The organism is Streptomyces xingningensis, from assembly GCF_054957865.1.
Window position 1 is genome coordinate 167170 of the sequence record NZ_JBDJPF010000003.1, and the last position, 11969, is coordinate 179138.

Consider the following 11969-nt stretch of genomic DNA (forward strand, 5'->3'; position numbering starts at 1 on the left):
GCCCCGGCCCTCAGCGCCGCCCCCGCTCGACATCGGAGACGTCGACGGCGAAACGGCCCGTGACCCAGGCCATCGCGTCGCCGAACTGTCCGAAGACGGTCCGGTTGAGGTGGCCCAGGGTGTCGCAGGTCTGGTGGTAGCAGGGGTCGGTGAGCCGGCCCGCTTCACCGCCGAACAGCCGCTGCCACTCCGGGGACTTGAGGTGGTTGAAGCCCGCCGATCCCCCGCCGGCCGGAATCCCGGCGGCGATGAACGGGACGAAGTCGGACCGCCCGTCGAAGTCCAGGGGCACGGTGGGCAGCCGGTGCCTGGCAAAGCGGTTCTTGAAGACCTCCTCGATGACATCCGTGCCGGGCGGCACGGAACCGGGCCCGTGGTACACCATGCGCGCGAAGTTGGGTGAGGCGATGGTCTCGAAGTTGAGGTTCAGCGAGGTCTCCCGGCGCTCCCGCTCGGTCAGCCGGGAGACATAGTGGGTGGAGCCCTGCAGCCCCTCCTCCTCGCCGCCCCAGAAGGCGAAGCGCACCCGGTTGCGGATGTCCTTCGCATACGGGGCGATCCGCAGGGCGGTCTCGAGGACCATGGCCGCGCTGGTGCCGTTGTCGTTGATGCCCGGGCCCTCGGTCGCACTGTCCAGATGGGCACCGAGGACGATCGTGTGGTCCGGGCGCCCGGTGGGGGTGTCGGCCAGCACATTGAAGGTCCTGGTGGTGATGGCCTTGTTGCGCAGATCGAGGCTGAGGCGGACGGGTCCGCGGGCCGCGTCCGCGATGAGCCGCTCGCTCTCGCCGCGCGGCAGGTTGGCGGTGGGGATGACGGCCGCGGAGGGCGGCCGTACGCCCGAGCGGATGTTCATCCGCTCCGGCTGCTGGTCGACGTTCATCAGCAGGACGGCGGCGCCCGCGGCGGCGGCCGACGCGAGCTTGTCCGCCAGGCCGCAGCTGCCGTAGCGCACCAGCACGGCCTTGCCCCGGTAGTCACCGCCCGCGTAGTCACCGCTCCGGCACCCGTACGCCGCCGGACCGCCCTGGGGCAGCACGGCCAGCGGGCCGGTCCAGCCGCCCTGGGGCAGGGAGGTGCTGTCGCGGGTGAGCAGCGGATGCAGGGTGCGCCCCACCGGTGTGAGCTGCCGGGCCGTCTCGGCCACCGGCCGGGTGTCGGAGAACGAGAACGGCTGAAGACGGACCCGGTACCCGGCCTTCGTCAGCTCCCGGATGACATGGCGGGCGGACGCCTCGTACCCGGGCGTCCCCGCCGCACGCAGTCCGTTGTGCTCGTCGGCGGCCCGCTGGAAGGCCTGCAGATGGCGCCAGGCGCCGTCCGCCGTGACCTGCGCCGCCAGCCGGTCGGCCAGCGCCGTGGCATCCGCGGCCGGCCGGTGCCGGGCGACGGCCGATGCGGGCATCCCCGCCGTCACCAGTGACACGGCGACCGCCACGGCCAGGGCCACGGACACCCGGGGCAGGCATCGCCCCATCAGCTGCTGAAGACCTCTGGCCAAGCCGGACAATCCTTTTCAACTCCTTGTGCCTGAGCGCCACTTGTACGGCATGACCCGCCGCTGTGCGCAGTGCTGCGCCGTGCTGCCCGAGGGGGCGGGGCAGCCTACCGCGAGCGCAGGCGTCCCCGGGGCGGGAGCGGCCATTTCGGGCCAGTGGCACCGCAGGCCCGGCCCGCCGGCCGGCCGTTCACCGCCCGGCGGGCAGGAAAACGTGGTGTGTTCACCGGCACGGCCTTGGGTAGACGGGCTGTTGGCCTGACGGACACGCTGCGTTAAGCAATCGCATAAGGCAGGTCCGCCGGTCTTCCCGGTCCGCCAGGACCGGGAACTCCTCCGAAAGGAGCGCCACATGACCAGCACCGTCACCCGACGCGTCGGCGCCGCCGTCGCCGCCGGGATCGCCCTCGCCGCCACCGCCACGGGAGGCCTTGCACAAGCGGCCCCGACGGAGGAGGCACCGGCCCCCTCGGTCGCCACCTGCCACACCTCCGAGCTGCGCATCGGGTTCCTCAACCGGCTGGGCGGCGGGATGAACCACGCGGGCGGCACTCTGGAGTTCACCAATACGGCCGGGCATCGCTGCGCGCTGCGCGGCTACCCGGGGCTCGGGCTGGAGAACGCCGGCCATGCCCCGCTGCCCACCGACACCGTGTGGGGCACCACCTGGTACGCGGACGACCCGGGCAACAAGCTGGTGTATCTGAAGCCCGGCGAGTCGGCGCAGGCGGTGGTCGCCTGGACCCACACGGGTTCCGAGGCCCACCAGGCCGCCTATCTGGAAGTGACTCCGCCGGCCGGCACCACCCACCGCACCATCGCCCTGAACGACCTGGTCGACTTCGGCCGGCTCCATGTCACCGCCCTGGCGCGCACGGTGCCGGTGCGCGGCTGACGGACGGCGCGAAATCGCCGCAGTACAGGTGAATTTACCTGGACGATATTGCCCCATGACCAAGTCTTGACTAATGTCCGGTCGGAAGTGACCGGCAGGAGTTCAAGTGAACGTGGGCTCCCGTTGGGGTACTTGGCCGCGCGAGCCGCGGCAGAGTCTGAAGGACACAGCCCGAACGGCACAATCTGAACGGCACAGTCCGACAGCCAAACGAAAACCCGGGGGCATGTCATGGCTGACATGCCCCCGGGGTCCCTGGTCAGTGACGCATCCGGGCCGATCCCGAGCTTGGCGGCAGCGGTCGGCACGGCGCGCCACGCAACCCACCCCGGAGGGTACCGTGAACCACCCCGATCGGCTACGTGCGGCCATCGCCGCTGACGGCACGACACCTCTCATCGGTGTCTTCGACATGTTCTCCGCCTCCGTCGCGGCCCGGCACTACGACGGCATGTTCGTCTCCGGCTTCGGCTTCGCCGCGTCCCACTACGGGCTGCCGGACATCGGGTTCATCGCCTGGCCGGACATCGTGGCCTTCGTCCAGCGGTTACGCCTGGCCTTCCCCGCGCAGCACCTGCTGGTCGACATCGACGACGGCTATGTGGACCCGGAGACGGCATGCCACGCGGTGCAACTCCTCGAATCCATCGGCGCCTCCGGGGTGATCCTGGAGGACCAGCGGCGGCCCCGCCGTTGCGGGCATGTGGACGGCAAGCAGGTGCTTCCGCTGGAGGAGTACCTGGAGAAGCTCAATCTGGTGCTCGACGCACGGCGTGACCTCGTGGTCGTGGCCCGCACGGACGCCACCGAGGAGGCCGAAATCCTGCGCCGCGCCAAGGCGTTGGCGGCGACCGAGGCCGATGTCGTGCTGGTCGACGGAGTGCGCAGCGTCGACTGGATACGCAAGGTGCGCGATGTCATCGGTGACAAGCCGCTGTTGTTCAACCAGATCGCGGGCGGCAGGTCCCCGCGCCTGTCGCTGCCGGAGCTGGGCCGGCTCGGGGTGGATGTGGCGATCTACAGCACGCCGTGCCTGTTCGCCGCGCAGACGGCGATGGACCGGGCACTGACCGAGCTCAGGCGGGACGACGGCCGGCTGCCGGAGTTCACCCCCGCCAGTGTGGGTGTCGCCGACTGCCTGGCCCTGCTGGAGAAGAACATCAGCCGTCACCACGGCCGGGCGCCGTCGGCCGGGCGCTGACCCGGCGGTGGCTCCCTGCGGTGGCAACGGCCCTCGGGGCCGTTGTCACCGCAGGACCTTCCGCACCTGACGCCCCATCCGGTGCAGCACTGGGAAGCGGTTGCGCCGTTCACGGGCGCGGCGGTCGAGCTCCTCCCCCAGCCGCTCGGACCGCTTCTCGATGTCCAGTTCGGCGAGCACCCGGTCGACCTCCGCCAGCAGTGCGCCATGCAGCTGCCACTGGCGCGGATGCTCGCGAACCCGGTCGAGCAGCAGGCCGGCGGCCCGGTCCCGGCTGGCCCGGCCGACGGCGAGGTCCTCGGCGAGCCGGGTCTCGGCCGCTTCGGCATTGGCCCGCACCTGAGTGGTGATCAGTACGGCGAAGCTCTCCACCGCACGGGCCAGGTGCCCGACGACCTCCTCGAGGGCGGCCGCCACATCCGGCGGGAAGAGCGGTTCGTCCGTCCGCTCCTTGGCGAGGTCGGTGAGCGTCCGGCACATCACCCGCAGCACCACGGCGCAGATCTCCAGGGTGTCCAGGCCGGTGCGCAGCACGATCCGGGAGAGCAGGCCCTCCTTGACCCGTGGGTTGAGCCGGAGGCTGTCCTCGGCCTGCCGGAGCGAGGCGTCCACCTCGGCGATGTCGTGGTCCAGGCGGCGCGCCTCGTGCAGTCTGGCCGCGGCCTCCTCGACCGGGGTGTGGCCGCTGACCGTGGTACCGAGGTGCTGGAGCAGCCGGCGCATGCGGCGCGCCAGCTCCTCGATGGCGGCGCCGGCCGGTTCCACCCAGACCGGGGGCACCAGCAGCACATTGAACAGCAGCCCCACGACCGCGCCGATCAGTGTCTCCAGCACCCGGTCCCAGGCGGTCTCCGCCACCCGGGTGACGCCGAGGACGAGCATGGCGCTGATCGCCACCTCGGGGACGAATTCACCCACTCGGACGAAGTGTCCGATGACCAGCGAGGCGAAGATGATCAGGCCCAGGCTCCACCAGGTGAGTCCCACCAGCACGCTGAAGCCGATGGCGATCAGCACCCCGGCCACCACGGAGTTCACCCGGCGGATGCCGGTGGTGAGGGTGGAGTAGAGGGTCACCTGGACCACCAGCAGCGCCGTGAGCGGTGCGGTCAGCGGCGCGGGTTCCTTGCTCAGGGTCAGTGCCACCGCATAGGAGATCACCGCGGCGGCCGTGGAGCGCACCGTCTGGGTGACGATGGGTTCCCTGCCGCGTCGGACCAGTGCGGTCAGCGGCTCGGTGAGGTCGGGCACGGTATCCGTGTTCCCGCTGGGCACGGCGGCAGACCCCGGTCCATGGCGGTGCCACCCAGGCAGCCCCCGAGGGCCACCAGCAGGGAGAGTGCCATGAGCAGCGCCGCCAGGACGGCGATCAGCCGGCGTTGGGCCCGGAGCCGGGCGCGACCGGCCGCCTCCTCGCGTAATCGCGTCGCCTCCGCGGACACGCCCGCGGCCAGGAACTCCCGTTCGCCCGTGGTCAGTCGGCGGTCCCGGGCGGCCGCCCGGTTCCTCGCCTCGGCGAGGCGGCTGCCCCGGTAGAGCACCGCCGGGTCGCGGTCCGACGCCTGCCAGGTGCCGGTCGCCTCGGTCAGCCGCCGGTGGCAGCGCAGTCCCTCGGGATCCTCCGCGGCCCATTCCGCGAGCCGGGGCCAGGCGTGCTGGACGGCGGTGTGCGCCAGGGTCACCCGGTCGCGGTCCAGGGTGAGTAACCGGGCATCGGCGAAGTGTTCCAGCACGGCCCGGGCATCGGGGTCGTCGTCGAGATCCCCGGGGGCGACGGCACGGGGCGCAAAGTTGCCGCCGTCCGGCTCGACCAGGCGCAGCAGTACGTCCTTCGTCCGGTGCCGCCGGGCGTCGGAGAGCTGCGCGAAGGCGGACTCGGCGGACCGGGCCAGCGTCTGTTCGATGCCCCCGACGGCGTGGAATCCGGCCGAGGTCAGGTTGTTGCCGCCGCAGCGCCAGGTGGCGAGCAGTACGGAGGAGAGCACGGGCAGCGCTCCCGACTGCCCGGCGGCGCCCGCGACGAGCACGGCGAGCAGCCTGTCCTCCACCGTGCAGCCAGCCCGGGCGGCGGGTTCGGTGATCGCCCGGTGCAGTTGTTCGGGGGTCATCGGCCCGACCGTGAGCGGGTCGTTGTGCCGGGTGGCGGCGAGCAGGGGGTGGGTCGCGCAGCGGTGGTGGACGTCGGCGCGGATGGCCAGCACCATCCGGCAGGACGGGCCGCCGGGGAGGGTGGCGGTCCAGAGGGCGTCGAGGAATCGGGCGCGCTCGGCCGGGGAGTGGCAGTGGGTGAAGAGCTCTTCCCACTGGTCGACGACCAGCAGGGGCTCGGGGCCACCCGCACGGCGGGCACCGTCGAGCAGGGTGAGACAGCGGGTGACCGTGTGCCCAGGGTTCGGGCCGGGGGTGCAGGTGATGATGGTGCCTGAGGGGTCCTCGGTGCGCAGCCGGGCGATCGCCCCGGCGTTGACCAGCGAGGTCTTGCCCGTGCCGGAGGCGCCGACGACGACGGCGATCCGGTCTTGGCGCAGGCGTGCCAGCAGTTCCTCGACGAGTTGTTCCCGGCCGAAGAAGCGGTCGGTGTCCGAGGGCGCATAGGCGGCGGTTCCCAGGTACGGCGGCCGGTGCCCGCTGCCGGAACCGCCGGTGGCGAGGGTTTCGGCCAGGGCCCGCCAGCGAGCCTCCCACTCCTTGACGTCGCCGCCGCAGGCGCGGACATAGGCACTGGTCACCGCCAGGGTGGGCAGCTTGCGGCCGCTCGCGGCCGTGGACAGGCTGGCCGCCGACGAGTGGGCGCGCAGGGCCAGTTGACGGTAGGTCGGGCGGCCGGCCCGCTCCCTGAGCAGCCGTAGATCGGCCGCGAACCGCAACAGGGGGCTGTCCCCCTCGTCCAGAGGCCGCTCCCGACGTGCCACTGCCCCCCCTTGTGACCGTCCCTGGGTGAATCAGCACGCTATCCATGGGGGATTGGCCAACAACACCTGATATTCAGTCAGTTCAGTGCAGTCACCGTATCGATAACTGCCAATTTTTGAACGTTCTCGATTGTTTGAAGTTGGTTGTTCAGCACGCACCAACCGATCCCGAACAACGCGCATGCTGTAGGCATGGAGCTGCGGGGGCGCAGCACGGACGTCGCCGCAGCCATGCCCGTGAGACGCCCCGGTCGGAGAACACCCATGAAGTACTCGCGGTACTGCCGGTCTCTGCTGTCCACTCCCGCCACCGCCGTCGGCCGGTACCCCAGTGGCCATCTCTCCGGCGCCGACATCGCCATGGTCGATCTCGAGGACTCCGTACCGCCTGCGCGCAAGGAGGAGGCCAGGCACCGGGCCGAGGCGTTCTTCTCGGCGCCCTCCGCCTCGGCCGCCCGCTGTGCGGTACGCATCAATGCCATCAGCGGGCCGGACGGTCTGCGGGATCTGCTGGCGCTGCGGCAGTACGCGGTGAAGCCGGATGTGGTGCTGGTTCCCATGGTGGAGTCCCGGCGCGACATCGAGCTCGTGGAGCAGATCCTGTGCCCCACCTGCCCGCGGACGGAGTACTTCGCCGTGGTGGAGACGCCCCGGGGCATCGAACGGGCGGCGTCCATCGCGACCGCCTCGCCCAGGCTGCGGGCGCTGATCTTCGGGTCGGCCGACTATGTGTTCGCCACCGGGGCCCGTCTGTCGTGGGAGACCCTGGGGTATGCGCGGGCGAAGCTGGTCAACAGTGCGCGCGCGGCGGACATCGAGGTGATGGACTCGCCCCTGTTCGAGGTCTTCGACGACGGGGCGCTGCGCTACGAGGCGGCGCTCGCCAAGGACCTGGGCTTCAGCGGGAAGATCGCGGTGCATCCCCGCCAAGTGCCCGCCATCAACGAGGCGTTCTCCCCCGACGACCAGACCATGGAGCGGGCGCGGAAGATCGTCGACGCCGGACTGCGGAACGGGCGGGACATCACCGTGGTCGACGGTGCGATGGTCGGCCTTCCGTTCTTTGAGGCATCGCAGAAGCTGATCGAGGAGTTCGGCGTGCGCTCCACCGCCGCCGGACAGGAGAGGGAATGATGACCGACAACCCACCGGGCGACATCACGGGACCCCACCGCTACCGCAACAGCGCCAAGATGCTCGAGGCCGCCGATCCGGCCTGGCTGGGCGCGGCGGACGCCGGGCTGATCGGCATCCGGGCCGACACCCCGGACGCCAACAACCGGCTGGTGGACCAGGACGGGCATGAGTTCACCAATATGTGCTCCTGTGCCTATCTGGGGCTCAATCACCATCCCCGGATCATCGAGGGTGCCATCGACGCATTGCGGGAGGCCCAGGCCACCTGGCTGGTCGTGGCCACCACCCGGATCCGGCACCGGCTGCTGGCCCGGTTGGAGGAGGAGCTCGGCGATCTCTTCGGCGCCCATGTGCTCCCCGGCGCCTCGTGCACCGCGCTCACCGCGGGCATCCTCCCGCTCATCGCTTCGGGCCATCTGACCGACGGCCGGCCGCGCGTGATGGTCTTCGACCGGTTCTGCCACTTCTGCATGTCGTATGTGAAACCCATCTGTGCCGACGAGAGCCTGGTGCTGACCTGCCCGCACAACGACCTCGACCGGCTCGAGGAGATCTGCCGCACCTACCCCCGCGTCACCTATGTCGCCGACGGCGCGTACTCCATGGGCGGGGCCGCCGCCCTGGAGGGGCTGCGTGAACTCCAGGACCGTTACGGCCTGTTCCTCTATATCGACGACTCGCATTCGCTGTCGATCCTCGGCGAGCACGGGGAGGGGTTTGTCCGCTCCCGGCTGGAGATGAACGAACTCACCGTGATCGTCTCCAGTCTGGGCAAGGGATTCGGCACCGGCGGGGGCATCGCCATGCTGGGCAGCCGGGCGATGTTCGAGTTCCTGCACCGGCACGCCGGTCCGGTCGGCTGGTCGCAGAACATGTCGCTGCCGCTGGTGGGCGCCTCCCTCGCGGCCGCCGCGCTGCACCGGTCCCCCGAACTCGGCCGTCTCCAGCGGCAACTGCACGAGAACATCGCCCGCTTCGACAGCGCCTACTCGACTCCCTTCGCGGGCAACGGCCTTCCGGTGCGGCGCATCACGGTCGGGGACGCACCGGCGGCCGTCAAGCTCTCCGCGGAGATGTACCGGCGCGGCTTCTACTGCTCCGCCGTCTTCTTCCCCATCGTCCCCAAGGGCGAGGCAGGGCTGCGGATCATGATCCGGTCCGACATCTCCCGGGAGCGGCTGGACGAGTTCATCGGCAACGTCCGGGAACTCACCTCCGCGCCATGACCGCACCGCACCCACACCAAGGATTCCGCCCATGGGAGATGATGTGCCGCCGACCGGCTATGAACGCATCGGGCCACAGCGCTACCGGGAAGTGGTGGGCTTCCACTACGAGGAGTTCACCGTCGGCGATGTGATCGAGCACCGCCCCGGCCGGACCGTCACCGAGATGGACAACGTGCTGATGAGCATGCTGTCCATGAACGACGCCCCGCTGCACATCGACAGCGCCTACTGCGCGACCACCGTCTGGGGGCGCCCGCTGGTCTCCAGTCTGGTGACTCTCAGCATCGTCGGCGGGATGACCGCCCGCAGCACCAGCGGCAAGGCGCTGGCCAACCTCGGCTGGGACCACATCCGGCTGCCCCACCCGGTGTTCATCGGCGACACCCTCTACTCGGAGAGCGAGATCCTCGCCAAACGGCCGTCGCGGAGCCGGCCCGGCGAGGGCATCGTGTCCTGCCGCACCACCGGCACCAAATCGACCGGCGAGGTCGTGCTGGTCTTCGAGCGGAGCTTCCTGGTGCCGTGCCGCGACCGCGTCGCGCGGGACGGCAGCGCATGACGGCCCTGCTCATCGGCAACAGCCGCACCGAGGAGATGGCGGGCGACCTCACCGTCCAGGACGCGCGGGACCAGGAGTTGGCCGCATGCACCGCGCACCGCATGCTGTGGTGGGCCCGCGACGGAGACATCCTCGTCCTCCCCACGACGCCGGGTGACGACTACGCCGACTACGTCACCGGCCTCACCGGCACCCTCCGCTCCACCCTGACCGTGCTGGTGCCCCGCACCGGCCGCCTCGGCACCGGAGTCCTGTCCCCCGACCGGCTGGCGGACCCGGACCTCCGCGGGCGGCTGCGCGCGGCCCTGGCGGGGCAGGCCGTGGACCGGGTGCTGCCGGTCTGCGCCGGCCTGGCGGTCACCGGTCTCGCCCGGCGCCTGGGCGTCGAAGCGGCGCTCCCCGGGCATGGCTTCCACGCCCAGGGGGGCGCCGCCCTGGTCAACAGCAAGGCCGTCTTCCGCGCCATAGCCACCGGGACCGGCACCCCGATCGCCCCGGGCACCGTGGCCGGTACCGCGGAAGAAACGGCCGAGGCCATCAAGGACCTGCTCGACCAGGGCCATTGCGCCATGGTCAAAAGGGAGTTCGCGGCCGGCGGGCTCGGCAACGACATCCTCAGCCCCAAACCCGGCATCCGCCCGGTGGGAGCCCGCCGGGTGCTCGTCCCGACCGGACCGCCGGACGTCGAAGAGTATGTGGCCGGGCACCCGCACCAGGGGCACCGCCTGGTCGTCGAACGCTACTTCCCCGACTCGGTGCCGGTGTACGCGGAGTTCGAGATAGGCGACGAGGCCATCACCCTGTCCGGCACCGGCGAAATGCTGATGGACCCCACGGCCGTCGGGGAGATCGTGCCCGCCCTCGTCCTCCCGCCGGAGACCCGGCGCCGACTGGTCCGCGAAGCACGGCGGTTGTGCACCGCCTACCGGGCCATGGGCTACCGGGGGACCATGAGCCCGGACGCCTGTCTCACCCCCGACGGCGAGCTCTTCTTCACCGAGGTCAACGGCCGGCTCACCGGCTCGACCCATCTGCACACCGCCATCGGCGCCCGGCTCGTGGGCGAGGCCCGCCGGCCGGAGCGGGTCCTGCTGGAGAACGGCGCCCTGCCCGCGCCGTCCTTCCGGGCCGCCGTGGACCGGCTTGCCGCGGCGGGCCTCGCCTTCGACCCGGCCACGCGCACGGGCACCGTCCTCACCGGCGACCACACCACCGCGAACGGCACCGTGGTGCCCTGCGTGATCGCCGAGGACCTCGGCTCCGCCCGGCACATCGAGCGCACGCTGACCGAGCTGTTCCCCGGCGCCCGGTCCTGAACACCACTTCCCAGCACTCCCCCGTACGCCCCCGTACGCCCCCGAGCCGGAAGGCCGCGCCATGCTCCTCAACAGTTACGACAGTTGGTCACCGCTGCGCGAAGTGGTCCTCGGTTCCGCCGAGAACTACTCCGCCCACGAGCGGGAGCTGTCCTTCGACCTCTTCTTCCACGAGGAGATGCCCCACAGCCAGATGTACTACCCGCGCCATCTGCCGCCGGGCGCGGGCCCGTCGGACCCCGGCGCCAAGGGGCGCAGCCCGATCAAGCAGCGCTATATAGACGAGCTCAACGAGGACGTCGAGGGCATGGCCGGCATCCTCGCCGACCTGTCGGTCACGGTGCACCGGCCCGCACCGCTCGACCGCACGCTGGAGGTCCGTACCCCGACCTTCGCCGCCGCCGTCGTACCGGCCCTCAACGTCCGCGACAACAGCATCGTCCTCGGGGACGAGATCATCGAGACCGCGCCCCAGGTCCGCGCCCGGTACTTCGAAACGCAGCTCCTCAAGCCGGTCTTCGCCGAGTACTTCCGGCGCGGGGCCCGCTGGACGGTGATGCCCCGCCCGCTGATGACGGACGCCTCCTTCGACCTGTCCCAGGCGACCCCCGGCAGCCCGCCCGGCGAACTCATGGAGCCCATCGCCGACCCCCGGCCGTCCCCGTACGACGTGGGGATCGAGATGATGATCGACGGGGCACAGTGCCTGCGCCTGGGACGGGATGTGTTCGTCAATGTCTCCACGGCCAACCACGCCCTCGGCTACGACTGGCTGGAACGCCACCTCGACGGACGGCTGCGGGTGCACCGGCTCGACTCCCTGGCCGACAGCCATATCGACAGTACGGTGCTGGCCCTGCGGCCGGGCCTGCTGCTGGTGCGCTCCCCGCGGATCGCCGACCGGCTGCCCAAACAGCTCCAGTCCTGGGACATGATCTTCCCGCCGGAGCCGGAGGAGAACCAGTTCCCCGTCTACGACGACGATGACCTGGTACTGACCAGCCGCTACATCGACTTGAACGTGCTGTCCGTCTCCCCGGACACCGTGCTGGTCAACGCCGCCTGCCCGGAGCTCGTCCGCACCCTGGAGCGGCACCGCTTCACCGTGGTCCCGGTCCGCCACCGGCACCGCCGGCTCTTCGGCGGCGGACTGCACTGCTTCACGCTGGACACCGTGCGGGAGGGGTCCGCTCCCGAGGACTACCTGGGAGGCTGAGCCGGT

At 71.0% G+C, this 11969-nt stretch carries 10 protein-coding genes; 7 read left to right on the top strand and 3 right to left on the bottom strand.

Going from position 1 to position 11969, the window contains the following annotated elements; genetic code table 11:
* Positions 1-10 precede the first annotated feature (10 nt).
* Entirely contained in the window at positions 11-1501 is a 1491-nt protein-coding gene (locus ABCR83_RS02975; protein WP_462693015.1) for a M28 family peptidase, read from the bottom strand.
* A gap of 349 nt (positions 1502-1850) precedes the next feature.
* Between ABCR83_RS02975 and ABCR83_RS02980 the strand changes: the two genes are divergently transcribed.
* Complete coding sequence (locus ABCR83_RS02980) at positions 1851-2393, top strand: DUF4232 domain-containing protein (protein ID WP_462693017.1); 543 nt, start codon at positions 1851-1853, stop codon at positions 2391-2393.
* Positions 2394-2733: 340 nt separating this feature from the next.
* A complete protein-coding gene (locus tag ABCR83_RS02985; RefSeq protein WP_462693019.1) occupies positions 2734-3594 on the top strand; it encodes an isocitrate lyase/PEP mutase family protein in 861 nt (286 codons plus the stop codon).
* A gap of 45 nt (positions 3595-3639) precedes the next feature.
* Here the strand turns inward: ABCR83_RS02985 and ABCR83_RS02990 are convergent, their stop codons facing one another.
* Both ABCR83_RS02990 and ABCR83_RS02995 read right to left on the bottom strand, forming a co-directional pair.
* Positions 3640-4845: an FUSC family protein gene (locus ABCR83_RS02990; protein ID WP_462693021.1), complete on the bottom strand. Its 1206-nt coding sequence runs from the start codon at positions 4843-4845 to the stop codon at positions 3640-3642.
* On the bottom strand, positions 4821-6506 hold the full coding sequence (locus ABCR83_RS02995; RefSeq protein ID WP_462693023.1) for an ATP-binding protein: 1686 nt from the start codon (positions 6504-6506) through the stop codon (positions 4821-4823). Before ABCR83_RS02995 ends, ABCR83_RS02990 begins: the two co-directional genes overlap by 25 nt.
* Positions 6507-6770: 264 nt before the next feature.
* On the opposite strand from ABCR83_RS02995, the gene ABCR83_RS03000 reads away from it, so the two are divergent.
* The 5 genes from ABCR83_RS03000 to ABCR83_RS03020 all read left to right on the top strand — a co-directional run bounded on the left by ABCR83_RS03000 (position 6771) and on the right by ABCR83_RS03020 (position 11963).
* Positions 6771-7640 carry an HpcH/HpaI aldolase/citrate lyase family protein gene (locus ABCR83_RS03000; protein WP_462693025.1) on the top strand — a complete coding sequence of 290 codons (870 nt, stop codon included), beginning with the start codon at positions 6771-6773 and terminating at the stop codon, positions 7638-7640.
* Positions 7637-8869, top strand: a complete 1233-nt coding sequence (locus ABCR83_RS03005) for an aminotransferase class I/II-fold pyridoxal phosphate-dependent enzyme (RefSeq protein ID WP_462693027.1) — start codon at positions 7637-7639, stop codon at positions 8867-8869. The genes ABCR83_RS03000 and ABCR83_RS03005 overlap by 4 nt, the downstream gene beginning before the upstream one ends.
* 31 nt (positions 8870-8900) lie before the next feature.
* Entirely contained in the window at positions 8901-9431 is a 531-nt protein-coding gene (locus tag ABCR83_RS03010) for a MaoC family dehydratase (protein ID WP_462693029.1), read from the top strand.
* Entirely contained in the window at positions 9428-10747 is a 1320-nt protein-coding gene (locus ABCR83_RS03015) for a preATP grasp domain-containing protein (protein ID WP_462693031.1), read from the top strand. Before ABCR83_RS03010 ends, ABCR83_RS03015 begins: the two co-directional genes overlap by 4 nt.
* A 61-nt stretch (positions 10748-10808) precedes the next feature.
* Entirely contained in the window at positions 10809-11963 is a 1155-nt protein-coding gene (locus tag ABCR83_RS03020; RefSeq protein ID WP_462693033.1) for a glycine amidinotransferase, read from the top strand.
* The last annotated feature ends 6 nt before the right edge of the window (positions 11964-11969 follow it).